Raw genomic sequence first — 24442 nt, 5'->3', positions numbered from 1 at the left:
AATAAACCAAACGGATTTTTTATTTTATTTCAATCTCAGGTTACACCTTCATGATTTCGGCTTCTTTTGCAGCCAATAACTCATCGATTTTTTTGATGTAAGAGTTGGTTAAGTTTTGAACTTCTTCTTCTGCAGATTTACAGATATCTTCTGAAGTTCCTTCTTTTTCTAATTTTTTGATGTCAGTATTAGCATCTTTACGAGAATTACGAATACCAATTTTAGCATCTTCTGCCTCAGATTTTGCTTGTTTTGCTAAATCGCGGCGACGCTCTTCTGTTAATGGCGGTACGCTAATAATTACCATATCACCATTATTCATTGGGTTAAAACCAATGTTGGCAATCAAGATTGCTTTTTCAATTGCTTGCAGCATATTTTTTTCAAATGGCTGTAATGTAATTGTTCTAGCATCTGGAACACTGATTTTAGATACTTGAGAAAGCGGTGTTGCAGATCCGTAATAATCTACAAAAACACCTCCAAGCATAGCTGGAGAAGCTTTCCCTGCACGAATGTTAAGAAATTCTTTCTCTAAGTGTGCAATAGTACCGTTCATTGATTCCTCAGTACTTTCTAAAATAAAGTCTATTTCTTCAGTCATTTTGTTTAGATTTTTAGATTCTTAGAAGATTAGATTTTTAGACTTTAAAAATGATTTCTTCTAATTTACTAACTAATATTATTTTGTTTTTAGATTGTCTTAATGGATTGTAAAGAAATTTTAAAATTCTAACAATCTAAGCTAGTCTAGATATTTACTACAGTTCCAATGTTTTCGCCTGCGCAGATTTTCAAAAGGTTTCCAATTTTATTCATATCAAAAACTACGATTGGCAATTTGTTTTCTTGGCTTAATGTAAATGCAGTGGTATCCATTACGTTTAGGCCTTTTTTGATTACATCGTCAAACGAGATAAAATCAAATTTCACTGCAGCAGCATTTTTCTCTGGATCAGAATCGTAAACACCATCAACGCGAGTTCCTTTAAGGATAACATCTGCATTGATTTCGATACCTCTTAAAACGGCTGCCGTATCAGTTGTAAAATATGGATTTCCAGTTCCGGCACCAAAAATTACAATTCTACCTTTTTCAAGGTGGCGGTCAGCTCTTCTTTTAATATAAGGTTCTGCAATAGATTCCATTTTCAAAGCCGTCTGCAGACGCGTTTTCATTCCTTTATCTTCAAGAGCGCCTTGCAAAGCCATTCCGTTAATAACAGTAGCAAGCATTCCCATATAGTCACCTTGCACTCTGTCCATTCCTGAGCTTGCTCCGGCAACGCCTCTAAAAATATTTCCTCCTCCAATAACAATAGCAATTTCTACTCCTTTGTCGTGAATCTGCTTGATTTCATCTGCATATTCGCCTAATCTTTTCGGGTCAATACCGTATTGTAAATCACCCATTAGGGCTTCGCCGCTAAGTTTTAGAAGAATTCTTTTATATTTCATGTGTGTGTTGCGTTAATTTGTGCAAATATAGACATATTCTGATTTTTAAAAATAATGTTTGCAAAAAATTAATTCTTGATGCCATTTAAGCTTTAAAACGGCTTTTTGGCTATTTAATTTTAAATCTGATAAATGTCATTTCGCAGTTTTTCTAAAATTCGTATTTTTATTGTATCCTAAAAATGAAACAAATATGAAAAGCATCGTAGCCAAAGCATTATTCAATAGCCATTCTTATGCTGAATATAGAAAATTAGTAACTGATTTATTGACTGAGGGAAAATCAACAGGAAATGAACAATCTGAAAGTCTTACCAATTATTCGAGATTGAATGAAGCGAGAATGAATAGGCTCGAGAAAACGATAACTATTTCAGAAGCTGTTGCAGATAAACTCCAAAATTTAGATAATCATTATATCTGGCTGGTACTTTCGGAAGGCTGGTGTGGAGATGCAGCACAGATTCTTCCCATTTTAAATAAAATGGCTTTGGCATCTCATAAGAAAATCGACTTAAGAATTGCGTTGCGCGACGAAAACGACGATTTAATGAGCCATTATTTGACCAACGGCGGAAGAGCAATTCCTAAAATAATCGTTATTTGTAAAGAAGCTGGAATTGTACGTGCCGATTGGGGACCAAGACCAAAAGGAGCGACCGAATTAATGGATAAACATAAAAGAGAGGTTGGCGCTATCGATGAAAAAATAAAAACCGACCTGCAGTTATGGTATTTGGCAGATAAAGGAATTTCGGTTCAGGAAGAATTGGTCGAAATTATGGAAAATATTAAGTATAATCGCCTTTAATCGGATTAATGTGTTGATAAACAGGTGATTTGTTAATAAAATTGTCTTAAAGTCTTTTCGACTTCAAAAGAATTTTGTAACTTAGTGATGTTAACCCACTTCTATTATAACTTTCTGATTTACTCTTTTTATTGGTGTTTATTTAATGTTTCACAATTAAAAAATACACTATTATGAAAAAGTTATTCGAAAGATTTTATGATTTCTTTTCTAAGTTTTTGTTTGGAGGGAAAAATGTGCCTCACTATTAAATCAAGATGAGTATGGAGTAAAATTACTTTTCTTAAGAGCTTTGGCACATTACTTTTTCAACAATGTAATGTGCTTTTTTTTATTTTGTTATTTAAAGCTTTCTTCAAACAGAGTAATATCGATTGCATTTTTTACATCGTAATCGCCAATTTTAGTTCGGCGCAAAACGGTTAAATGCGAACCAGAATTCATTGCTTTTCCAAAATCGTAAGCTAGAGAACGAATGTAAGTTCCTTTAGAACAAACCACTCTAAAATCTACTTCTGGCAATTCAATTCTTGTAATTTCAAATTCGTGAATAGTTGTTTTTCTGCTTTCAATTTCGATAGATTCTCCTGCGCGTGCATGCTCGTACAAACGAACGCCATCTTTTTTTATAGCAGAAAAAATAGGCGGTTTTTGGTCGATTTCTCCTAAAAACTGTTTTACCGTCTCATGAATCAAATCTTCATTGATGTGATCGGTTGGGAAAGTCTGATCGATTTCAGTTTCTAAATCGTATGATGGAGTAGTGGCTCCAATATAAAATGTACCCGTATATTCTTTTGCCTGACCTTGAAGTTCTGCAATTCTTTTTGTAAATTTTCCTGTGCAGATTAATAAAAGTCCAGTCGCTAAAGGATCTAAAGTTCCAGCATGGCCAATTTTGAACTTTTTAGGAAGTCCGACTTTATTAATTAAAAGGTATTTTAGTTTATTGACTGCTTGAAATGAGCTCCATTTTAAAGGTTTGTCAATCAATAAAACTTGTCCTTCTAAATATTCTTCAGGTGTCATTATATAATAGTAAGCGGATGAATGAAAAAGTGAATCAATAATAAAATGATTCCTGCGATAATTCGGTAGTAGCCAAAAACTTTAAATCCATTTTTAGTCAAAAATCCGATGAATGTTTTGATGGCCAAAAGTGCGACCGCAAAAGCAACAATATTTCCGATAACCAGCATGTTTACTTGGTCATGAGACAATTCGAATCCAGCTTTGTAATAGTCGTAGCATTTTTTTGCCGTTGCGCCCAACATCGTTGGAACCGCTAAGAAAAATGAAAATTCTGCAGCAGAAGTTCTAGTCAGCTTTTGAGCCATACCTCCAACGATACTTGCACCGCTTCGAGAAACTCCAGGAATCATAGCCAAACATTGAAATAATCCAATTTTTAGCGCTTTTGCATAAGTGATTTCAGTTGAAACTTCTGGATCGTTTGGTTTGTTGAACCATTCGTCTACTTTCAATAAAATGATTCCTCCAATTAAAAGAGAAATGGCAACAGTGACTGGATTCTCCAACAAATCGTCGATAAAATCACTTAATAATAATCCGAAAACAACAGCAGGAATAAAAGCAACTAGAAGTTTAAAGTAAAAATCAAAAGTTTGAAAGAAACGTTTGAAGTATAAAATTACAACAGAAAGTATCGCGCCAAGCTGAATTACGATGGTAAAAAGTTTAGTGAAATCGTCGTGAGCGATTCCGAAAAATGAAGAGGCGATAATCATGTGACCTGTTGAAGAAACAGGCAAAAACTCTGTAATACCTTCAATAATGGCAAGAACAATAGCTTGTAATGTGTTCATTTAGAATTTTAGATTTCAGATTTTAGATTTCAGATTGCCCTTCGACTTCGCTCAGGGTGACAAATGATCTTAAATCTATTTATTTTGATTTTTTAAATATAGAATAAATCGTGATTCCGAAGCCGATTAAAACAGTTGTTGGAGCTAAACGAATGCGTCTAAAGCTGAAAATATCTTCGTTAAAAACATTCGGATCTTTACTTCCTCCACCAGACATTAAGATAAATCCAAGTGCTATTACCGCAATTCCGATTAAAAGAATTTTATAATTGATGCCGTCAAAAAGGAATTCCTGTTTTTGAACTTGTTGTTCTTCTTTGTTGTTTTTCATTTTTATCTTTTGTTAAACCAGCAAAGCTGAGTTTGTTTATTTGTAACCTGGGCAAAAGCGAAGGCTTTATAATCTAAAATCTAAAGTCTGCAATCTAAAATCAAAAATTAATAAAGATCGTCAGTTCTTAAATTCAAGAAACGTTGTGTTGCAAAGTGCGTACTTACCCAAGTAATTAAAACGCCTAATCCGAAAACGGCAACCAAAACCAAACCGGTTAAGAGTTTGTCTTCTAAGATTCCTAAACCAGGGAAATTAGTATCTACATATAGTAAAAGTGCTATTAACGCAATAATTGCCAAACCAGCACCAAGCATTCCAAGTTTTACGCTTCGCATTACAAACGGTTTGCGGATAAATGCTTTTGTAGCGCCAACCATCTGCATGGTTTTGATAATAAAACGATTAGAATGTATAGATAAACGCAGCGAGCTATTGATTAATAAGACCGCAATTACAGTTAAGAAACCGCTGATAATTAAAATCCACATACTCACTTTTCTGATATTGTCATTTACTAGATTTACCAATTGTTTGTCGTAAACAATATCTGAAATCATAGCATTTTTGCGGAAACGGCTTTCGATTTTTACGATACTGTCTCTTTCTACATAATCTGCTTTTAAGTGAATGTCGTACGAATTCAATAACGGATTTTCTCCCAAAAAGGTCAAGAAATCCTCTCCGATAATATCAGTATGTTCTTTTGCCGCTTTTTCTTTGCTTACATAAACGAAAGATTTAGCAAAAGGCGCTCTTTTAAGTTCGGTGTTAAATGCTTTGATAATACTATCGTTTGCTTCATTTTTAAAGAAAACCGTCATTGCGATTTTTTCTTTAAAGTCGTCAGCCAACTGTTTAGAATTAATAATGAATAAACCTAGTACTCCCAAAAGGAATAAAACCAAGAATACACTTAATACTACCGAAAAATAAGAGGAAATTAACCTGCGCTTTTGAAATTTATCAAAGTTAGAACTCATAGTCTGCTTAAATTATGTGGTAAAAATAATAAAGAATTTCTTTATTTAAAGTTAATAACAAACTTTTATACTATAAATGTACGATTCGTTATCGAATAAAAGTTTTTATTTAACCGTAAAGTGTGCAAGGTTTTTTAGATCTGTAACTTTAGAATAGCGTAAAGTTCGCAAAGATTTTAATGTTTGCTTTTTTACTTTCGTAATGTCAAATGCTGCTAGAGTTTAAATTCCATAGGAATGTTTGATATTGTAGCAACGGATTTTAATCCGTTGAATTAAGATCGGCATATTTATATGCGCCGAACCTATGGTTCTTTAGATTGTATGGTTAATATGTGGTCGGATTAAAATCCGACGCTACAATATTTTGCGAGCCCATGGCTCTTTTTTAAATGAATAAAAACGCGAAGTTCGCAAAGCTTTATCAAAAAAAGTTTTGCGAACTTCGCATTTGTCAGCATTTTTGTTTAGAAAAACCTGCGTGCTTTGCGGTTAAAGGTTAAAATTCAAATTTTGTGTTTCCTTTTTAGCAAAATCTTTAATTCGCTTTTCTACTTCATAAAAAACTTCAATGGCTCTTTCTCCAGCTTCGGTTAATTTGGCCCCGCCTCCGCCTTTTCCGCCAAGCAATTTTTCTACTAATGGTTTTTCTGCGTGTTGATTCATTTCTTCAACCAATTGCCAAGCTTGTCTGTATGCCATTTTCATTTCTTTGGCAGCATTGGTAATCGATCCCGTTTTCTTGATGTTTTCAAGAAGCCAGATTTTTCCAATGCCAAGAAATGCTCCTTCAGCTTCTTCAATCCAAACTCGGACTTCGACATTATATTTCTTGTTTTCTGCCATTTATATTTCAATAAATAAGTATTAGATCCTTACAATAATACGTATTTTTACGTAATCGTGAATACGTAATTAGTTATTTTATTTGTTTGTCAGTGAAATAGCTTTGGTACAATGCGCAATAAATGTAAATTTGCGGCTTAAAACTTAGAACCTTAGTTACTCAGTAACTTAGCAACTCAAAAATAAAAATGAAATACAATCCAAACGAAATAGACGCCAAATGGCAGAAGTATTGGGCAGAAAATGAAACTTTTGCTGCTAAAAACAATTCTGAAAAACCGAAGCATTATGTTTTAGACATGTTTCCTTATCCGTCGGGAGCAGGACTGCACGTTGGGCATCCGCTGGGGTATATTGCTTCAGATGTTTATTCTCGTTTCAAAAGACATCAAGGATTCAATGTTTTGCATCCGATGGGATACGATAGTTTCGGATTGCCAGCAGAGCAATATGCAATTCAAACAGGTCAGCGTCCAGAAGATACAACTCGCGTAAACATTGACGGTGGAGTAGATAAAGAAGGAAAACAAATTGCTGGTTACAGAAAACAATTGGATAAAATTGGTTTTTCTTTTGACTGGGGGCGTGAAGTTCGTACTTCAAATCCAGATTATTACAAACATACACAATGGATTTTTATTCAATTGTTCAATTCTTGGTACAATAAAAATTCAGATAAAGCCGAAGATATTGCAACATTAATTTCTGTTTTTGAAAAAGAAGGAAATGCGAATGTGAAAGCAGTTTCTGATGATAATATTGCCGTTTTCTCTGCAGACGAGTGGAACGCACTTTCAGCAGACGAACAAGAAAAAATCCTTTTGCAATATAGATTGACTTATTTAGCAGAAACAGAAGTTAACTGGTGTCCTGGTTTAGGAACTGTTTTGGCAAATGACGAAATTGTAAACGGAGTTTCTGAGCGTGGAGGATTTCCTGTTATCCGTAAAAAAATGACACAATGGAGCATGCGTATTTCTGCTTATGCTGAGCGTTTGCTTGACGGTTTAAATACGATTGACTGGAGCGAATCTATTAAAGAATCGCAAAGAAACTGGATCGGAAAATCGGTTGGTGCGATGGTTACTTTCAATGTGAAAAATCACGATGAAGTAATTGACGTTTTTACTACTCGTCCTGATACTATTTTTGGAGTTACTTTTATGACTTTAGCACCAGAGCATGATTTGGTGGCTAAAATTACAACTCCAGAACAAAAAGCCGAAGTTGAAGCGTATATTGAAAAAACGTCTAAACGTTCTGAGCGCGAGCGTATGGCTGATGTAAAAACGATTTCAGGTGCATTTACAGGAGCTTATGCGGAACATCCGTTCACAAAAGAACCAATTCCGGTTTGGATTGGCGATTATGTTTTGGCAGGTTACGGAACAGGAGCGGTTATGGCGGTTCCTTGTGGCGATGAGAGAGATTATGCTTTTGCTAATTTCTTTAAAGGTCAAAACGGAATGCAGGAAATTAAAAACATTTTCGCCAATGTTGATATTTCTGAAGCGGCTTACGGATCTAAAGATAACGTTGAAATAGCAAATTCTGATTTCTTAAACGGATTAAATTATAAAGAGGGAACTAAAAAAGCGATCGAAAAATTGGAAGAAATTGGTCAGGGAACTGGAAAAACCAATTACCGTTTGCGTGATGCTGTTTTCTCTCGTCAGCGTTATTGGGGTGAGCCATTCCCGGTTTATTATGTGAATGGACTTCCAAAAATGATCGATTCTCAACACTTGCCAATTATTTTGCCAGAAGTAGAGAAATATTTACCAACTGAAGACGGATTGCCACCATTAGGGAATGCTGCAGTTTGGGCTTGGGACAGTGTTCAGAATTCAGTGGTTAGTACTCAGTTGATTGACAATGTCACTATTTTTCCTTTAGAGTTAAACACTATGCCAGGTTGGGCGGGAAGTTCATGGTATTGGATGCGTTACATGGATGCACACAATGAAAATGAGTTTGCAAGTAAAGAAGCTTTAGCTTATTGGGAAAGTGTAGATTTATACATTGGAGGAAGCGAACACGCAACAGGTCACTTATTGTATTCTCGTTTCTGGAACAAATTCTTAAAAGATAAAGGTTTGGCTCCAACCGAAGAACCATTCAAAAAGCTGATCAATCAGGGAATGATTTTAGGAACGACTGCTTATGTTTACAGATTAGAAGGAACCAATACTTTTGTGTCTAAAAATAAGATCGCAGATCAAAAAGTACAGCCAATTCGTGTTGATGTTAATTTCGTAAATTCTTCGGATGAATTAAATATCGAAAAGTTCAAAGCTTGGAGAGAAGATTTCAATACAGCTGAATTTATTTTTGATGAAAACGGAAAATACATTGTAGGACGTGAGGTTGAAAAAATGTCGAAATCATACTATAATGTTGTAACTCCAGATGATATTTGCGCAGAATATGGTGCTGATACATTACGTTTGTACGAAATGTTCTTAGGGCCATTAGAGCAGGCAAAACCTTGGAATACTGCTGGAATTTCTGGGGTATTTGGTTTCCTTAAAAAATTATGGAGATTGTATTTTGATGACAATGGTTTAATCGTAAACAACGACGAACCAACAAAAGACAACTTGAAATCGTTGCATAAAACCATCAAAAAAGTAGCTGATGATATTGAGAATTTCTCTTTCAATACTTCGGTTTCTCAGTTTATGATTTGTGTTAACGAATTGTCTTCTCAAAATTGTCATTCAAGAGCGATTTTAGAACCATTAGCCATTTTGGTTTCGCCTTACGCACCGCATATTGCTGAAGAATTATGGTCGCAATTAGGACATACAACTTCAATTTCTGATGTTGCGTTCCCAATTTTTGAAGAAAAACATTTGGTTGAAACCAACAAAGAATATCCAGTTTCTTTCAACGGAAAAATGCGTTTCACAATCGAATTGCCTTTGGATTTAACCGCAGCGCAAATCGAAGAAATCGTAATGAAAGACGAAAGAACACAAAAACACTTAGACGGAAGAACTCCAAATAAAGTGATTATTGTTCCTGGGAAAATCATTAATTTGGTAGGATAACCAAATTAATTTTCAATATAAAAATTCCAAATTCCAATTTTACGATTGGGATTTGGGATTTTTTTTATGTTTTTTTTTGCCACGAATTCATGAATTTTTATTCTCAAAGATTGTCAAAAATAATTCGTGAATTCGTGGCGGAAAATTACCCGAATCAGTTTGGAATTTGGAATTTTAATATTGGAATTTCCCTTTCAATCATTGGGATTTAGAATTTTTTTATTGAAATTTTAAAAAAAGTTGTAACATTTTAATAGTTGCCGTATCAAAAGCATGGATCCGATTTAATTAACAACTTAAAAACTATTAAAAATGAAAAAGTATATCATCTTAATTATCGCATTCTTATTTTCAGCTTTATGCTTAAATGTTTTTGGACAAACAAAACAATTTCCGTTTGAAATTTTAAAAACCGGAAACGGAGATCAATCTATTATATTTATTCCTGGCTTTGCTTCTTCTGGCGATGTTTGGAACGAAACCAGAGCCACATTCGAAAATCAATTTACTTGTTATACACTTACAATGGCTGGTTTTGCCGGTAGAAAACCACAGCCAAATGCTTCTTTTGAAAACTGGAAAAACGGAATTGCTAATTATATTAAAGACAATCAAATTGAAAAACCAATTTTAATTGGCCACAGTATGGGTGGTGCGCTGGCACTTGCCATTGCAGCAGATTATCCAGATTTGGTTAGCAAGATTGTGGTTGTAGATGCGCTTCCTTGTTTGGCGGCTTTAAACGATCCTGCTTTTAAATCTAAAATGAATAACGATTGTTCTTCGACTGTAAATCAAATGACAGGAATGAGCAACGATGAGTTTTACGATATGCAGAAAAAGACCATGCCAAGACTTTTGGCCGATACATCAAAACTAGATATGGTAGTAGATTGGAGCGTAAAATCGGATCGAAATACTTTTGGGCAAATGTATTGTGATTTTTTCAATATTGATTTAAGAGAAAAAATCGCACAGATTAAATGTCCGTCATTAATTTTATTAGAATCTTATTTTATAAATTTAAAACCAGCTATCGAGGGTCAGTATAAAAATTTAAAAACGGCTAATTTTCAATATGCTACAAGCGGTCTGCATTTTATTATGTATGATGACACTGCTTGGTATTTAGGTCAATTAAGCACTTTTTTAAAATCGTAAGAATGGAATTTGAACAAATCTACAAAACGTATTGGGATCGAATTTTCAGGCTTTGCATGGGTTTCGTGAACGATTACGATGCAGCGCAAGATTTAGCTCAGGAAACTTTTATAATTGTTTGGCAAAAACTGGAAACCTTTAGAAACGAATCGTCTATTGGAACGTGGATTTTTAGAATTGCTTCTAATAATTGTCTGAGACAGATTGAAAAACAAAAGCGTTTCCCGAAATCAGAACTTCCCATTCATCTTTCAGAAGAAAAACAAAATTCTATAGAACCTCAGATTCAATTCTTGTATAAGTGTATTGCTGAGCTTCCGGAAACCGATCGTATCATTATTTCATTAGAATTAGAAGATATCAAGCAAAATGAAATTGCTAAAATCGTCGGACTTTCGGAAGCCAATGTTAGAGTGAAAATTCACAGAATTAAAGAAAAACTGACTCAAAAATTTAAAGACAATGATCAACGATAATAATATAGATTTTAAAGATTTATGGAAAAAACAATCCGTAAGTCAGCCAGATATGAGTGATTTGCTGGTGCGATTAAGTAAGTTTAAAAAAACAGCTTTGCGCTGTTTATGGTTGACCAATATTATGCTTCTAGCCACAAGTGCTATTATAATTTTTATCTGGATACATTTTCAGCCTCAGTTTATTTCGACTAAAATCGGAATTATTCTAATAATCTTGGCTATGGCGGTTTATATGTTTGTCTATAATAAATTACTGAACGATTATAAAAACATCGATGCTACGCAAACCAATCAGGAATATTTGCAGAAACTGATTCTGATAAAAAAGAAACAGCAATTTTTGCAAACCAAAATGATGACTTTTTACTTTATTGCACTTACGCTTGGCGTTTGTTTGTATATGTATGAATATGCCGGCAGAATGAGTGTTTTAGGAGCAAGTTTAACCTACGGAATAACCTTGTTTTGGATGTTGTTCAATTGGTTTTACATTCGTCCAAAACAAGCTAAAAAGCAGCAGGATAAAATAAATGGACTTATCGAAAAGTTTGAAGAAGTTAATCATCAATTAGAGGAATAAAAAAAAGCTTCGTGCAATACGAAGCTTTTTTTACCAAAAACCCAAAATTTAAATTCTAAATTTTATCAATTATTGTCCAAAAACAAAAGGCGTAAGTGATAATACAATTATTCCGTCATTATTTGCTTTTGCAGTTAATTCATTTTCTAATTTTCCTCCGATATACATTTTACCAGTTAATGTTTGTCCAGCAACACCGCCATATCCACTTGCGCTTAAAGATGCACCTATAGATTTTGCTTCTGCTGTAAATTCTTTAGTCCAAGGAAGTTTAGTAATGTCTTCATTCAGTACATTGCCTCCTTTTTCAAAGAAAGTAGTAGAAAGAGTTCCTGTGTAATTTCCAGTTATTTCATATTTAACTTCTCTTGAGTTGTTTCCTGAGCCTTTATCATCATCACTGCTGCAAGAAACCGCTGTAAAAGCAAGAGTCAATACAATTGCTAAAGTTTTCAATATTGATTTCATAATATATTTTTTTAATTAATATTCAGATTATAACAAAATTAGACCCTTAGCTTCGGGCGGTCAATACCTGATAAAATGTATTTTTTATTACCTGATATCAGGTAAAAGCAAGCTGTTTCTTTTTGAAAGTCGTTAAGCTTTAATAACTTTGAGTAAATGCCACACTTATGAAGAAACTTTACGCCTTTTTATTTTTTTTATTTTTTACCGCAATTTCCAATTCACAAGTAATTCTTTCATTAGATGACGATAGCGTTTATATCGATAGTATTGTTAAAATCACAAAAAACACAAAATCCGATAGTGTCAAATGTTTGAATAGTTTTAGGCTTTCAAAACTGTTTTTGATGGCACAGGATGCTAAAAAATCTAAAGAATATCTGGAACAGGCCAATCGGTTGAAAGTAAACTATCCTTTTTTAAAAGATGCTTCTGTTTTTTATAATGCTTACAGTTTTATAGAAAAAGGCGATATAGAAGGTTTTGAAAAGACGTTACTTGAGGCAAACGACAAACTCAAAAAATATCATAATAAAGAAGCTTATAAACTTCGTGCCGTTATACTTCAGAACTATGGCATTATGCAGCAGCGCAAGAATAACGAAAATGCTTATATGAAGTTGCTGGTTAATGAAGCAATTCCGATTGCTAAAAAAAGTGGCGATTATGAATTAATAAGTGCTCTCAATAAGGCAGTTGCCATTATTTTTATGAATAATGACGAACGCAAAAAAGCCGCCGAATATCTAGATCAAGCTCAGAAATATATTGAAAGCGCCACGAAAAAATCGGCAACTTTAGCAGAGTCTAAGATGGAAACGTATATCATAAATGCAGAGAATCTAGTTGAGCTTAAGCATTTTTATGATGCCAAAGAAATTCTGGATAAAGCCTATTCGACTTTAGAAAAATATCCGTCATCAAATTTAAACGATTCCTATTTTTATTCGGAAGGGATTTATTATGCCAAACAAAATAGGCATACTGAAGCCTTAGCGAGTTTTGAAAAAGGAATTAAATCGGCAGAAAGCCATCAGAACGCTATTGCGGTAAATCGTTTAAAATTTGCTGAATATGAAGTGCTTTTTAAACTTAAAAATTACGCTAAAGCCAAAAGTAATTTAGAGTATTTGGTAGAAAATACTCCCTTTATTGTAGATAAGAAAAACTATTATAAGGAATTGTCAAAAGTATATGATGCTACTAAAGAATATCCGAAAGCTTATTTTTATTCAAACAAATACAATGTTATTAATGATAGTTTGAACGATGCCAAGCTGAAAAACGAAATTGTAGAGCTTGAAGCAAAATATAAAAAAGTGGAAAGCGAAAAGAAAATTGGTTTGCTGCAGTCTGAAAATGAAAAAGCAGTATTGCAGGTAAATAACAATCGTTTGAATATGATGCTTTTTGCGGTGCTTTCTTTTGTTTTGTTTCTGACGGTTTTGTTTTTATGGAGTTGGAATAATTATCAGAAAAAGATAAGTTTTCAAAAAGAAGTCAATCATAAGCAAGAACTTGAAGCATTAGAAAATCAGCAGAAATTATCGATTTCCAATGCTTTGATTGAAGGTGAAGAAATTGAACGCAAAAGAATTGCAAGAGATCTGCACGACGGACTTGGAAGTATGCTGTCTGGGCTTAAAATGCATTTGAATCTCGCTGAACGCGAAAACAAGGAAAACGAACCGAATATAAATGCAATGCTCAACGATTCTATAAAAGAGCTGCGCAATATCTCTCAGAATTTAATGCCTGAAAGCTTAGTGAAATTGGGACTTGAGCACGCTCTTCGAGATTTATGCGCTTCGCATTCTACACCAGAAACGGCAATCGAATTTCAGTATCTGAATAAAAAAACAACTTTGCCACAGCATTTTAAAATCATGATTTTCAGAATTATTCAGGAACTTTTAAATAATGCGTTAAAATATGCCAAAGCCTCTCAAATTCTAGTTTCCTGTTCGCTAAATAAAGATGTATTTTTTATTACGGTAGAGGACAATGGAATTGGTTTTAATGTTGAAGATGCAGAAAAGAAAGACGGAATGGGCTTGCGTAATATTAAAAATCGCGTGGCTTTTTTAAACGGAAAAATAGAAATAGATTCTGTTCTTGATAAAGGAACTTCAACTTATATAGAATTAAAACTATAACCCAATCGTGATTATGAAGTATAAAACGGTAATAGTAGACGACCATCCTATTGTGATTTCTGGAATTGCAGGTTTGCTTTCAGATTTAGAAAATATAGAAATTGTGGAAAAATTCGGGTCGGGAGTGGCACTTTTGGATTATATCGAAGATCATAATGTCGATCTAATTTTAATGGATATTTTTCTTCCGATTATAAATGGAGTTGATTTGTGTAAAATAATCAAGCAAAAATACCCGAAAATAGTGATTTTGGGTATGAGCAGCCAATCTGAGAGAAGTTTGGTGATGCAGTTTATTCAGAACGGCGGAAACGGTTATATTCTTAAAAATGCCTCTTTTGATGAGTTTAAAGAATGTATCTATAAAGCCATTGATGGCGAAATTGTTTTTAGTGAAGAAGTAAAAACCATAATCAGCCAGCCTTTGTCTGAAGATTTAGAAAGAATTCCAGGTTTAAGCCGAAGAGAACGCGATATTGCCTTGTTGCTTTCTCAAGGAAAATCGACTCAGGAAATAGCCGACGATTTATTTTTAAGCTTTTTAACCGTTCAAACGCACCGACGCAACATTCTTCAGAAATACAAAATGAAAAATGTGGCAGAGCTAATTGCGTTCCTGCTCAAAAACAACATGCTGAATTAAGTCAAAAATGGTATAAAAATGTCAAAATGGCATTTTGTTAAAATGGTTCGCATTTTGCAGTTTGTTTTGTAAATTTAAAAATCAATCTTAAAACAGAAAGAAATGGGATCAGGATATTTAATTATTGCTGGAGCTATAATGTTGTTCAGCTGGCTGGTAAGTTCGCAGCTGAAGAGTAAATTTGAATTGTATTCGAAATTGCAGTTGAGAAACGGAATGAGCGGCCGTGAAATCGCCGAAAAAATGCTTGCCGATAACGGAATCACAGATGTTCGCGTTATCTCAACTCCAGGTCAGTTAACAGATCATTATAATCCATCAGATAAAACAGTAAATTTAAGTGAGGCGGTTTACAACCATCGCAATGCAGCCGCGGCGGCTGTTGCGGCGCACGAGTGCGGTCACGCTGTACAGCATGCAATTGGTTACGAATGGCTTACAATGCGTTCTAAACTAGTGCCAATTGTAAGTGTTGCTTCCAATTATGTACAATGGATATTGCTTGCAGGAATTTTAATGATTAGAGTTTTTCCTGGATTATTATTAGTCGGAATTGTGATTTTTGCAGCAACGACTTTATTTTCGATTATTACGCTTCCAGTAGAATACGATGCGAGTAACCGCGCTTTGGCTTGGTTAGAAAACAAACATATGCTTACGCAAGAAGAACAAGCAGGAGCAAAAGATGCTTTAAAATGGGCAGCAAGAACTTATGTAGTAGCAGCAATTGGTTCTATTGCAACGTTGCTGTACTATATATCAATTTATTCTGGAAGCAGGAGGAATTAATTAGTTAATTGAGATAATTAGGCAATTAGATAATTTATAGCAAACCCGACAGATTTTTAAAATCTGTCGGGTTTTTTGTTTCTTAGGAATTATCTAATTATCAAATTGCCGGATTTTCTAATTGAATAAATTATCTAATTACCAAATTGGCACATTATCTAATTCTAAAGCTGAATCTGTCTATCAATCTGCTGATCTAACGAAATAAAAGTTTCTGTTCTAGAAACTCCTTCAATAGCTTGAATTTTGGTATTCAGAAGTTGCATTAAGTGTTCGTTATCGCGGCAGATGATTTTAATTAGAACCGACCAGTTTCCTGTTGTATAATGACATTCTAAAACTTCGGGTATTTTTCTGAGTTCTTTTACGGCTTCTGAGTTTCTCGAAGCTTTGTCTAGATAAACCCCAACAAAAGCCATGGTGTTGTAACCCAAAACTTTTGGATTTACCGTAAATTTAGATCCGGAAATAACTCCAGACTGTTCGAGTTTTTTTAGTCTCTGGTGAATTGCGGCTCCAGAAATTCCGATTTTATTAGCGATTTGCAGGATTGGTTTTCGGGCATCGTCCATTAAATAGCGAAGTATTTCCTTGTCGATTCCGTCAATTTCAATTAAAAGGGAGTTGATTTTCATAACTTATAATTTGAAACTATTTTTGAGATTTGGGTTATCAATAGAAATCAAATGTAGTTAAATTGCTGTAGAAAAGAAAATTCCAATTTTTTAAATTCCAAATTCAAAAAAAAAATACAAATCTCAAATTCCAAATTCCAAACTCGAAGCGATTAATTTTAAACCCAAAAATAATTCTCGTAAAAAAGAAAAATTCCAAACTCCAAGTGATTAGTTTGGAATTTGGAATTTTAAAAATTTTATATTTTATAAATAAGGTTATTTTCCTTTGTTGGCTTCTGCTACGTATTTTTCTAAAGCCATTGTCATAGAAGGAGTTTCAGGAGTTGGAGCAAGAATATCAATTCTTAAACCATGATCTAAAGCTTCTTTTTGAGTTGTGCTTCCGAATACGGCAATTCTGGTGTTGTTTTGTTTAAAATCTGGGAAATTCTTAAACAATGATTTAATTCCTGTTGGGCTGAAAAAAGCTAAAACGTCATAATAAACATCTGCTAAATCAGATAAATCACTCATTACAGTTCTGTAAAAAATAGCTTGTGCCCAATCTACTTTTAGACTGTTTAATGTAACAGGAGCATCTGCGTTTAATTGGTCAGATGCAGGAAGCAAGAACTTCTCATCTTTATACTTCTTAATTAGCGGAGATAAATCTGCAAAATCCTTTGCTCCAACGTAAATTTTACGTTTTCTGTACACAACATACTTTTGAAGGTAAAATGCAACAGCCTCAGATTGACAAAAATACTTCAATCCTTCAGGAACTTTGTAACGCATTTCATCGGCAACTCTAAAAAAATGATCTACAGCATTTCGACTTGTTAAAATGATCGCAGTGTAATGATTAAGATCGATTTTTTGTAATCGAATCTCTTTTGCGCTAACCCCTTCTACATGAATAAATGGTCTGAAATCAATTTTTATTTTGTGTTTTTGTTGGAGCTCAAAGTAAGGAGAATTCTCCACTTTAGGTTCAGGCTGTGACACCAAAATTGTTTTCACTTTCATATTATAAATATTTTCTAAGCACTCCCTTTTGTAATCCAATAATAAAGAAAATAATAAGGGGCTATTTCAAGAGCGCAAAGATACAAAATAAAATAAAATAACTTGCCGATAATTACGTTTTGATACGTTTTAATTGAAATAAAGTAAGAGTATACGCTAATACACAGTGAAATACCTATGATTGCTAGTGGTACAATTTTTGGAATATTGCTGTAATAAAACAAAACAGCATTGATTGGAAGGATTAAAACGCCAATATACGTTCTATAAGTTACTTTTTGTAGGTTAAAAAGTTCTACAAAATCGTCGATATTGAATGAAGTAGCTACAATTTTTTCGATTAAATACTTTCCTAAAATGAAATAAAGTAGAAAAGTTGCGATTTGAATAAACAAAACCCAGTCGGTTTTTGAGGCATAACCAAAAATATTCATGGTAAGCAGAATAAAAAAAGCAAACGATACAATCTGCACAAAAAATAACCCAACCGTAAAGCTGTTTTTCATGTGGCTGTTATCGCGATAAATTTTAGCGTATTTATCAGAAAAAATAAGTTTACTAAATTCACTAAATCTTGTTTCGTACGCAGATTTTGTCATGGCAACAACGGCAAAGGTCAATACAAACAAAAGTGTTGCCCAGTCTTTGTTTTCAATTATTCGAGGATGAAGTTGTTCAATCATAGCGATACAAAATTAGTAATTTTTTGATGCAATACTTTTATTATATATTTATTATGAATCAAATGCTATAAAAAGTTTACTTTTGCGGTGAAATTACCGAGAAAAAATGAATGATAGCATTGTCATAATTCCCACATATAACGAAATCGAAAATATAGAAAGTATAGTAAGAGCTGTGCTTTCGCAGCATAAACCTTTTCATCTGCTCATTATTGATGATAATTCTCCAGACCATACTGCTAAAAAAGTGATCGCTTTACAGGAAGAATTTCCTGGAAAATTATTTTTAGAGCAAAGAACAAAAAAATCAGGATTGGGAACTGCATATGTTCATGGCTTTAAGTGGGCTTTGGAGCGCGACTATCAATTTATCTTTGAAATGGATGCCGACTTTTCGCATAATCCGAATGACTTAGAAAAATTATATGATGCTTGCCATTTTGGTGGAGCAGATTTAGCTATCGGATCTCGTTATGTGACTGGAGTAAATGTGGTAAACTGGCCTTTAAGCCGAGTTCTGATGTCTTATTTCGCTTCTGTTTACGTAAAATTTATTACCGGGATGAAAATTCATGACGCGACTGCAGGTTTTGTTTGTTATAAAAGAGAGGTTTTAGAAAAAATCAATCTCAACAAAATAAAATTTGTTGGATACGCGTTTCAAATCGAGATGAAGTACAGAACTTATTGTGCCAAATTTCAAATTACCGAAGTCCCAATTATTTTTACAGACCGAACAAAAGGAGTTTCTAAAATGAGCAACGCTATTATTAAAGAAGCTATACTTGGAGTGATTTCGCTTAGATTAAGAAAATTAGTCAATTCATTATAAACCAACCGAAATGAACAGGATTCTAATAAAAAATGCCAAAATTGTAAACGAAGGGACAATTTTTGAAGGGGATGTTTTAATTGAAAACGATCTGATTGTTGAAATTGCCGACAGCATTTCATTAAAAACTTCAGATTGTATCGTAATTGATGCTGAAGGAAATTATTTAATGCCGGGCGCGATAGACGACCAAGTGCATTTTAGAGAACCGGGTTTAACACATAAAGGCGATATCGAATCGGAATCTCGTGCTGCCGTTGCGGGCGGAATTACTTCTTTTATCGAACAGCCAAATACAGTTCCAAATGCGGTTACTCAGGAAATATTAGAAGATAAATATCAAATTGCGTCTCAAAAATCATTTGCGAATTATTCGTTTATGATGGGAGCAACCAACGATAATTTGGAGGAAGTTTTAAAAACAAATCCAAAAAACGTTGCTGGAATCAAGATTTTCTTAGGTTCATCAACTGGAAATATGTTGGTTGATAATGAAGCTGTTTTAGAAAAGATTTTCTCTAGCACGCCAATGTTAATCGCAGTTCACTGTGAAGACGAAACTACGATTAAAAATAATCTTGCTGCTTTTAAAGAGCAATATGGAGACGATGTTCCAGTAACCGCACATAATTTAATTAGAAGTGCTGAAGCTTGTTATATTTCTTCGTCAAAAGCAGTGGCCTTAGCAAAACGTACTGGAGCTAGATTGCATATTTTCCATCTTTCTACTGCGAAAGAAATGGAATTGTTTACGAACAAAATTCCGTTGGAAGATAAAAAAATCACAGCTGAGGTTTGTGTGCACCACCTTTGGTTTACTGATGAAGATTATAAAACAAAAGGAAATTTCATTAAATGGAATCCTGCCGTTAAAACTGCCGAAGATCGTGCAGAACTTTGGAAAGCATTAAATGATGGAAGAATTGATGTAATTGCAACAGATCACGCACCTCATACGAAAGAAGAAAAAATGCAATCTTATTTGAATGCGCCTTCTGGAGGTCCGCTAGTACAGCATGCAGTTGTAGCAATGTTTGAAGCGCATCATCAAGGAAAAATTACGGTGGAGAAAATCGTGGAGAAAATGTGCCACAATCCCGCTAAGATTTTCAAAATCGAAAAAAGAGGTTTTATTAGAGAAGGTTATCATGCCGATTTAGTAATCGTAAATCCAAGCTTGCCTTGGAGTGTGAAACCAGAAAATATATTGTACAAATGCGGATGGTCTCCTTTTGAAGGATATACTTTCAAATCGAGAATTACACATACTTTTGTAAACGGAGAATTGGTTTACAACAACTTCAAAGTAAAAGATACTAGAGCAGGTAAAAGATTATTGTTTGACAGATAAAAAGCAGCTATGAAGAATTTTATAGTAATAATATTGGTTTTGTTTCTTTCTATAAGCTGTAAAAACAATGTCGTAAAACAGCCAGCTAAACTTATCGAGAAAGATAAAATGGTTGATATTATGTATGATTTGTCTCTTTTGGAGGCAATGAGATATCAAAAACCATTGTCTTTAGATTCGATAGAAAATGATCCGACGAAGTTTATAATGAAGAAATACAAAGTAGACAGTCTTCAATTTGCTCAAAATAACATGTATTATGCTTCTGATTATGATGGCTACAAAGAAATGTTTGATGAGGTAAATAAAAGAATTGCTGTAAATCAGAGAGCAGCAGATTCTTTGGCTAAAATTGATGAGAAAAAAGCGGCGAAGGAAAATAAAAACAAGCCTAAAGAAGCTCTAAAAGATTCGGTTAAAAAAACAATTCCAAAGATCAATATCGATTCTCTAAGAATGGCACAGAGAAAACATAGAAGAGAGTTATAATTTTGAACTTTCTTTAATATATTGATGAATATCAGTAAAAACCGTTCCTAGAGCGGTTTTTATTTTTTCATTACTATACAAATTCTTTGAATAGGAAGCTTTTGCTGTTGCTTTTGTAATGCTTCTTTTTCTAAAAAATAAAGTAGAAAATACTCCATCTGCAATCCACAATATGTTCATCAGGAAAGGCTTGGCGTGAAGGTGTGGTCTTTTTACTTTTAAGGTATCGGCAACCGTGTCTAGAAGATCTTTAAAAACAATATTATCTGCGATAAGGGCGAAACGTTCGTTTTTTATTTCACTTTTCATCAATTCGTAACTTGTTTTTACCACATCATCAACAGAGATGAAACCAGTACTTCCGAGTGTGTAGAACGATAGACCTTTAGAAACTTTTCGATAGATTTCGCTGCTGCCTTCGCTAAAAATATCCATCATTTTCGGCGGACCTAAAATAACTCCAGGATTTACAATAATAACATCTAAACCTTCTTGATGTCCGCGCCAAACTTCCATTTCGGCACCATATTTAGAAATGGCGTAATCGCTATGCGGTTTCTCAGGATTCCAATCTGTTTCTTCGGTAATTTGCGTTTCGTGAGGAGCAATATCTCCTAAAGCAGCGATCGAACTGATATAGCAAAACTTTTCAATTTTTTTATCGATGGAGAAATTGACCATATTGGCAGTTCCTTCGATATTGGTTTTTCTAAGGATTTCTTCGTTTTTTGGTTCAAACGAAATAAAAGCAGCACAGTGATATACTTGTTTGATGTCGATAAAAGCAGTTTCAAGTGAAGGTATATCTAGAATATCGGCTTCAAGCCAATTAATCTTTTCAAACAAATGGGGTTTTTTATATAAATCAAAAACCGATTTTGTTTTCTGTATATTGTTTTGGGTTCTGTAAATTGCCCGAACATTTTCTCCATTTTCGATTAAATGAAGCAATAAATGTGCGCCTACTAAACCTGTTCCTCCAGTTACTAATATCATGTTGTAAAGATAAGTTTTTGCTTTAAAGGTGCAAAGGTGCAGAGAGACAAAGTTGCAAAGGTTTTTTTGTTTTTTTGCCACTAAGGCGCGAAGGCGCAAAGTTTTTGTTTTTTTAATCTTTGTGTCTTTGCGCCTTAGTGGCAGAAGTTTTTTGCCATTGCCATTCACATTGATTACATTTGCGCAAATTATTTAAAAAAATGAAGAATCTAGTTGAAGAATTAAAATGGCGCGGGTTATATCATGATAGTATGCCTGGAACGGAAGAACAATTGCTAAAAGAAGCAACCACTGCCTATATCGGTTTTGATCCAACGGCAGATTCACTGCACATCGGAAGTATGGTTCAGATTATTTTATTGGTTCACTTAAAGAATTTCGGACATAGACCGATAGCTTTAGTTGGTGGAGCAACAGGAATGATTGGTGACCCTTCTGGTAAATCTGATGAAAGAAACTTGCTTGACGAAGAAGCTTTGGCTAAAAACGTAGCTGGAATCAAAAGCGTTTTGTCTCGTTTCTTAGATTTTAATTCAACCGAAGCAAATGCACCTGTAATGGTGAATAACTACGATTGGATGAAAGAATTCTCTTTTATCGATTTTGCACGTGAAGTTGGAAAAAGAATCACTGTAAATTATATGATGGCTAAAGATTCTGTAAAAAAGAGATTTAGCGGAGAAGGTGAAGGAATGTCTTTTACAGAGTTTACATATCAATTAATTCAAGGTTACGATTTTTATCATTTATATAAAAACAATAATTGCATTCTGCAAATGGGTGGTTCTGACCAATGGGGTAATATTACCACAGGAACGGAATTAGTGCGCAGAATGGGAGGTGAAAATGCTAAAGCTTACGCCTTAACAACGCCTTTGATCACAAAAGCAGACGGATCTAAATTCGGAAAATCTGAAGGTGGAAATGTTTGGTTAGATGCTGATAAAACTTCTGTTTACAAATTCTACCAATTTTGGGTAAACACTACAGATGTAGATGCTGAGAAATATATTAAAATCTTTACTTTCTTAGATAAAGATACTATAGATGCCTTAATTGAAGAGCACAAAACGGCTCCGCATTTAAGAGTTTTACAAAAGAAATTAGCAGAAGAAATTACTGTTTTTGTTCACAATAGAGAAGAGTTAGAGAAAGCAATTCAAGCTTCAAATATTTTATTTGGAAATTCAACAGCAGAAGACTTGAAAAAATTGGATGAAGCGACTTTCTTAGAAGTTTTTGACGGAGTTCCGCAAGCTGAAATCGCAAAAGCAGATTTAGAAAGCGGATTGGATATTATTACGGTTCTAAACGAAAAAACGGGTTTTTTTAAATCAAACGGAGAGGCGAGAAGAGCTTTAACAGCAAACTCAATTTCTGTAAACAGAGAAAAGATAAAAGAAGATTTCGTTTTAACGGCAAATGATTTAATCAATAATCAATTTGTTTTATTGCAAAGCGGAAGGAGAAATTACTTTGTGATAAGAGTTGTTTAACTGTTTAATCGATTTTACAAATCTTTTGCAATAAATATATAAATCCCAATGTTCGAAAGAATATTGGGATTTTTTTATTGAAAAAAACATTCCGTAGGAATGTCTCGTCGGTAGTAGAATTAAAATTTGTTTTGCAGTTATACGTTCCGTAGGAACGTTTGAACAATGCAGTGAATTTAAGATTCGATATGATCGATTAAACGATTAACCAAATCAACGATTAACCGAATTAACGGTTAAACAAAAATGCGATTAAACGATTAACCAAATCAACGGTTAAACAATTTTAAAGAACCATCAAATTGCAGCCACGAATATCAGAATTGTCAAAACGTCCCAACACTTCAAAAGAATTGTTGGAATATTTTTTACCTAAATCTTGTGTGGCGATAAAAGAGCAGGAATTAATATTAGCTAAATCAATTACGTTAATTCCGCCAGTTTTTCCATCATTTACGTATGTTAAGGCATCTTCTGGGTCGCGAATTAAAATATGCATCCAAGAAGGACATTCGAAAATACCTTCGCCAAGAGAATAGGCTTGCGCCAAAAGCTCGGTCATTCCGTATTCTGAATGAATCGATGAAACACCAAAACCTTTACATAAAATGTCGTGCAATTCTTCGCGAATCATTTCTTTGCGTTTTCCTTTCATTCCTCCCGTTTCCATAATGATGGTATTTTGAAGATTGAATTGGTGTTTTTCGATCAAATCTAATAAAGCGTACGTAACTCCAATTAAGATTACATTTTGACCTGCTTCATCCAATTCCAGAAGTTTTTTGATTAGGTCATCATGATTGTGCAAATAAAACCCACTTTCAGGCTGATTGGACAGTTTTATCAAATCTTCTACCATGTATATTAACGAAGAACCTTCGCGTTCTAAATAAGACGGTAAAAGGGCTAAAACAACGTAATCTTCGATGTTGCCATAAAATTGAGAAAAGCCTTTGCGGTAACTTTCCTCATATAGGGAAATATCGGTCACTAAATGCCTGCTTGTAATCATTCCAGTTGTACCGCTGCTGGTAAAAGTTACTTGCGCCGGATCGGTATTAGAAACGACATCATGACTTTTGAAAAATTGTATGGGTAGAAAAGGAATTTGCTTCAGTGATTTTACCTGCTGAGGATTAACCTTTAAAAAATCACAAAAATCGCGATAGACTTTGTTGTTCTCGTGCTGAAAACGAAACACTTTTAGTGCTATTTTTTCAAATTGTTTCTGACTTGAAATGGTAAAGATATCGCTGGCTGTGATCAAAATGTTTTTTTTGCAAAGATATTTATTTTTTAGTTTTCTGTCGTAGTTTTCAGTGGCAGTTTCTAAACTGAGAACTGCGACAGAGTACTGTAAACTAAAAA

General features: G+C 34.0%; 25 protein-coding genes. 12 read left to right on the top strand and 13 right to left on the bottom strand.

Annotated features, from left to right (window positions below; all coding sequences use genetic code 11):
- Positions 1-40: 40 nt before the first annotated feature.
- Positions 41-604 (bottom strand): ribosome recycling factor, encoded by a 564-nt coding sequence (frr, locus tag J7574_RS00465; protein ID WP_263524612.1) that lies wholly within the window; start codon positions 602-604, stop codon positions 41-43.
- Positions 605-750: 146 nt separating this feature from the next.
- Positions 751-1458 (bottom strand): UMP kinase, encoded by a 708-nt coding sequence (gene pyrH, locus J7574_RS00460; protein WP_290962808.1) that lies wholly within the window; start codon positions 1456-1458, stop codon positions 751-753.
- Positions 1459-1651: 193 nt separating this feature from the next.
- Between pyrH and J7574_RS00455 the strand changes: the two genes are divergently transcribed.
- The gene (locus J7574_RS00455) at positions 1652-2269 is read left to right on the top strand and encodes a thioredoxin family protein (protein ID WP_290962807.1); all 618 of its coding nucleotides are present in this window, start codon (positions 1652-1654) and stop codon (positions 2267-2269) included.
- A gap of 339 nt (positions 2270-2608) precedes the next feature.
- On the opposite strand, the gene truB is transcribed toward J7574_RS00455, so the two are convergent.
- From truB to J7574_RS00430, 5 genes are all read right to left on the bottom strand, one after another.
- Complete coding sequence (gene truB, locus J7574_RS00450; RefSeq protein ID WP_290962805.1) at positions 2609-3298, bottom strand: tRNA pseudouridine(55) synthase TruB; 690 nt, start codon at positions 3296-3298, stop codon at positions 2609-2611.
- Positions 3298-4095: an undecaprenyl-diphosphate phosphatase gene (locus J7574_RS00445; protein ID WP_290962803.1), complete on the bottom strand. Its 798-nt coding sequence runs from the start codon at positions 4093-4095 to the stop codon at positions 3298-3300. The genes truB and J7574_RS00445 overlap by 1 nt, the downstream gene beginning before the upstream one ends.
- Before the next feature lie 79 nt (positions 4096-4174).
- Positions 4175-4426: a DUF3098 domain-containing protein gene (locus tag J7574_RS00440; RefSeq protein ID WP_290962802.1), complete on the bottom strand. Its 252-nt coding sequence runs from the start codon at positions 4424-4426 to the stop codon at positions 4175-4177.
- A gap of 107 nt (positions 4427-4533) precedes the next feature.
- Positions 4534-5409 (bottom strand): ABC transporter permease, encoded by an 876-nt coding sequence (locus J7574_RS00435; RefSeq protein WP_290962799.1) that lies wholly within the window; start codon positions 5407-5409, stop codon positions 4534-4536.
- A gap of 492 nt (positions 5410-5901) precedes the next feature.
- Entirely contained in the window at positions 5902-6255 is a 354-nt protein-coding gene (locus J7574_RS00430; protein WP_290962797.1) for a winged helix-turn-helix domain-containing protein, read from the bottom strand.
- A gap of 188 nt (positions 6256-6443) precedes the next feature.
- Between J7574_RS00430 and leuS the strand changes: the two genes are divergently transcribed.
- The 4 genes from leuS (at position 6444) to J7574_RS00410 (ending at position 11528) form a co-directional block, all read left to right on the top strand.
- Positions 6444-9308, top strand: a complete 2865-nt coding sequence (gene leuS, locus J7574_RS00425; RefSeq protein WP_290962795.1) for a leucine--tRNA ligase — start codon at positions 6444-6446, stop codon at positions 9306-9308.
- A gap of 312 nt (positions 9309-9620) precedes the next feature.
- On the top strand, positions 9621-10469 hold the full coding sequence (locus tag J7574_RS00420) for an alpha/beta hydrolase (protein ID WP_290962793.1): 849 nt from the start codon (positions 9621-9623) through the stop codon (positions 10467-10469).
- A 2-nt stretch (positions 10470-10471) separates the two neighbouring features.
- Entirely contained in the window at positions 10472-10945 is a 474-nt protein-coding gene (locus tag J7574_RS00415; RefSeq protein WP_290962791.1) for a sigma-70 family RNA polymerase sigma factor, read from the top strand.
- Entirely contained in the window at positions 10932-11528 is a 597-nt protein-coding gene (locus J7574_RS00410; protein WP_290962788.1) for a hypothetical protein, read from the top strand. Before J7574_RS00415 ends, J7574_RS00410 begins: the two co-directional genes overlap by 14 nt.
- Positions 11529-11597: 69 nt before the next feature.
- Here the strand turns inward: J7574_RS00410 and J7574_RS00405 are convergent, their stop codons facing one another.
- Positions 11598-11996, bottom strand: coding sequence for an MmpS family transport accessory protein (locus J7574_RS00405; protein ID WP_290962786.1), 399 nt, complete (start codon positions 11994-11996; stop codon positions 11598-11600).
- 167 nt (positions 11997-12163) lie between these two features.
- Between J7574_RS00405 and J7574_RS00400 the strand changes: the two genes are divergently transcribed.
- The 3 genes from J7574_RS00400 to J7574_RS00390 all read left to right on the top strand — a co-directional run bounded on the left by J7574_RS00400 (position 12164) and on the right by J7574_RS00390 (position 15584).
- A complete protein-coding gene (locus tag J7574_RS00400; protein WP_290962784.1) occupies positions 12164-14152 on the top strand; it encodes a sensor histidine kinase in 1989 nt (662 codons plus the stop codon).
- A gap of 13 nt (positions 14153-14165) precedes the next feature.
- On the top strand, positions 14166-14795 hold the full coding sequence (locus J7574_RS00395) for a response regulator (protein WP_290962782.1): 630 nt from the start codon (positions 14166-14168) through the stop codon (positions 14793-14795).
- Between the two features lie 102 nt (positions 14796-14897).
- Positions 14898-15584, top strand: coding sequence for a zinc metallopeptidase (locus tag J7574_RS00390; RefSeq protein WP_290962780.1), 687 nt, complete (start codon positions 14898-14900; stop codon positions 15582-15584).
- A gap of 164 nt (positions 15585-15748) precedes the next feature.
- Here J7574_RS00390 and J7574_RS00385 read toward each other — a convergent pair whose 3' ends face one another.
- The 3 genes from J7574_RS00385 to J7574_RS00375 form a co-directional block, all read right to left on the bottom strand.
- On the bottom strand, positions 15749-16219 hold the full coding sequence (locus J7574_RS00385) for an Lrp/AsnC ligand binding domain-containing protein (protein WP_008465121.1): 471 nt from the start codon (positions 16217-16219) through the stop codon (positions 15749-15751).
- Positions 16220-16477: 258 nt separating this feature from the next.
- Positions 16478-17227 (bottom strand): uroporphyrinogen-III synthase, encoded by a 750-nt coding sequence (locus J7574_RS00380; protein ID WP_008465120.1) that lies wholly within the window; start codon positions 17225-17227, stop codon positions 16478-16480.
- Positions 17228-17241: 14 nt separating this feature from the next.
- Entirely contained in the window at positions 17242-17910 is a 669-nt protein-coding gene (locus J7574_RS00375; RefSeq protein WP_290962777.1) for a DUF4271 domain-containing protein, read from the bottom strand.
- A 106-nt stretch (positions 17911-18016) separates the two neighbouring features.
- On the opposite strand from J7574_RS00375, the gene J7574_RS00370 reads away from it, so the two are divergent.
- The 3 genes from J7574_RS00370 to J7574_RS00360 are packed head-to-tail and all read left to right on the top strand — an operon-like array spanning position 18017 to position 20582.
- Positions 18017-18742: a polyprenol monophosphomannose synthase gene (locus tag J7574_RS00370; protein WP_290962775.1), complete on the top strand. Its 726-nt coding sequence runs from the start codon at positions 18017-18019 to the stop codon at positions 18740-18742.
- 10 nt (positions 18743-18752) lie between these two features.
- The gene (locus J7574_RS00365; RefSeq protein WP_198855441.1) at positions 18753-20093 is read left to right on the top strand and encodes a dihydroorotase; all 1341 of its coding nucleotides are present in this window, start codon (positions 18753-18755) and stop codon (positions 20091-20093) included.
- A gap of 9 nt (positions 20094-20102) precedes the next feature.
- On the top strand, positions 20103-20582 hold the full coding sequence (locus tag J7574_RS00360) for a DUF4296 domain-containing protein (RefSeq protein WP_290962772.1): 480 nt from the start codon (positions 20103-20105) through the stop codon (positions 20580-20582).
- Here the strand turns inward: J7574_RS00360 and J7574_RS00355 are convergent.
- On the bottom strand, positions 20577-21578 hold the full coding sequence (locus J7574_RS00355) for an NAD-dependent epimerase/dehydratase family protein (protein ID WP_290962770.1): 1002 nt from the start codon (positions 21576-21578) through the stop codon (positions 20577-20579). The two genes, J7574_RS00360 and J7574_RS00355, sit on opposite strands and share 6 nt — an antisense overlap.
- A 200-nt stretch (positions 21579-21778) precedes the next feature.
- On the opposite strand from J7574_RS00355, the gene tyrS reads away from it, so the two are divergent.
- Positions 21779-23074 carry a tyrosine--tRNA ligase gene (tyrS, locus tag J7574_RS00350; RefSeq protein ID WP_290962768.1) on the top strand — a complete coding sequence of 432 codons (1296 nt, stop codon included), beginning with the start codon at positions 21779-21781 and terminating at the stop codon, positions 23072-23074.
- A 286-nt stretch (positions 23075-23360) separates the two neighbouring features.
- Here tyrS and J7574_RS00345 read toward each other — a convergent pair whose 3' ends face one another.
- A complete protein-coding gene (locus tag J7574_RS00345) occupies positions 23361-24341 on the bottom strand; it encodes an acyl transferase (RefSeq protein ID WP_290962766.1) in 981 nt (326 codons plus the stop codon).
- Positions 24342-24442 lie beyond the last annotated feature (101 nt).

Origin of the sequence: Flavobacterium sp. (assembly GCF_017744675.1) — a bacterium.
In the GTDB taxonomy this organism is placed as follows: domain Bacteria; phylum Bacteroidota; class Bacteroidia; order Flavobacteriales; family Flavobacteriaceae; genus Flavobacterium.
The sequence above is the reverse complement of the archived record's forward strand: the minus strand, read 5'-3'. Positions and strand labels throughout refer to the sequence as shown.

Bases quoted from the DNA above. Each gene is read 5' to 3' on its own strand.
- frr (WP_263524612.1), bottom strand. From the start codon at position 604: ATGACTGAAGAAATAGACTTTATTTTAGAAAGTACTGAGGAATCAATG.
- pyrH (WP_290962808.1), bottom strand. From the start codon at position 1,458: ATGAAATATAAAAGAATTCTTCTAAAACTTAGCGGCGAAGCCCTAATG.
- J7574_RS00455 (WP_290962807.1), top strand. From the start codon at position 1,652: ATGAAAAGCATCGTAGCCAAAGCATTATTCAATAGCCATTCTTATGCT.
- truB (WP_290962805.1), bottom strand. From the start codon at position 3,298: ATGACACCTGAAGAATATTTAGAAGGACAAGTTTTATTGATTGACAAA.
- J7574_RS00445 (WP_290962803.1), bottom strand. From the start codon at position 4,095: ATGAACACATTACAAGCTATTGTTCTTGCCATTATTGAAGGTATTACA.
- J7574_RS00440 (WP_290962802.1), bottom strand. From the start codon at position 4,426: ATGAAAAACAACAAAGAAGAACAACAAGTTCAAAAACAGGAATTCCTT.
- J7574_RS00435 (WP_290962799.1), bottom strand. From the start codon at position 5,409: ATGAGTTCTAACTTTGATAAATTTCAAAAGCGCAGGTTAATTTCCTCT.
- J7574_RS00430 (WP_290962797.1), bottom strand. From the start codon at position 6,255: ATGGCAGAAAACAAGAAATATAATGTCGAAGTCCGAGTTTGGATTGAA.
- leuS (WP_290962795.1), top strand. From the start codon at position 6,444: ATGAAATACAATCCAAACGAAATAGACGCCAAATGGCAGAAGTATTGG.
- J7574_RS00420 (WP_290962793.1), top strand. From the start codon at position 9,621: ATGAAAAAGTATATCATCTTAATTATCGCATTCTTATTTTCAGCTTTA.
- J7574_RS00415 (WP_290962791.1), top strand. From the start codon at position 10,472: ATGGAATTTGAACAAATCTACAAAACGTATTGGGATCGAATTTTCAGG.
- J7574_RS00410 (WP_290962788.1), top strand. From the start codon at position 10,932: ATGATCAACGATAATAATATAGATTTTAAAGATTTATGGAAAAAACAA.
- J7574_RS00405 (WP_290962786.1), bottom strand. From the start codon at position 11,996: ATGAAATCAATATTGAAAACTTTAGCAATTGTATTGACTCTTGCTTTT.
- J7574_RS00400 (WP_290962784.1), top strand. From the start codon at position 12,164: ATGAAGAAACTTTACGCCTTTTTATTTTTTTTATTTTTTACCGCAATT.
- J7574_RS00395 (WP_290962782.1), top strand. From the start codon at position 14,166: ATGAAGTATAAAACGGTAATAGTAGACGACCATCCTATTGTGATTTCT.
- J7574_RS00390 (WP_290962780.1), top strand. From the start codon at position 14,898: ATGGGATCAGGATATTTAATTATTGCTGGAGCTATAATGTTGTTCAGC.
- J7574_RS00385 (WP_008465121.1), bottom strand. From the start codon at position 16,219: ATGAAAATCAACTCCCTTTTAATTGAAATTGACGGAATCGACAAGGAA.
- J7574_RS00380 (WP_008465120.1), bottom strand. From the start codon at position 17,227: ATGAAAGTGAAAACAATTTTGGTGTCACAGCCTGAACCTAAAGTGGAG.
- J7574_RS00375 (WP_290962777.1), bottom strand. From the start codon at position 17,910: ATGATTGAACAACTTCATCCTCGAATAATTGAAAACAAAGACTGGGCA.
- J7574_RS00370 (WP_290962775.1), top strand. From the start codon at position 18,017: ATGAATGATAGCATTGTCATAATTCCCACATATAACGAAATCGAAAAT.
- J7574_RS00365 (WP_198855441.1), top strand. From the start codon at position 18,753: ATGAACAGGATTCTAATAAAAAATGCCAAAATTGTAAACGAAGGGACA.
- J7574_RS00360 (WP_290962772.1), top strand. From the start codon at position 20,103: ATGAAGAATTTTATAGTAATAATATTGGTTTTGTTTCTTTCTATAAGC.
- J7574_RS00355 (WP_290962770.1), bottom strand. From the start codon at position 21,578: ATGATATTAGTAACTGGAGGAACAGGTTTAGTAGGCGCACATTTATTG.
- tyrS (WP_290962768.1), top strand. From the start codon at position 21,779: ATGAAGAATCTAGTTGAAGAATTAAAATGGCGCGGGTTATATCATGAT.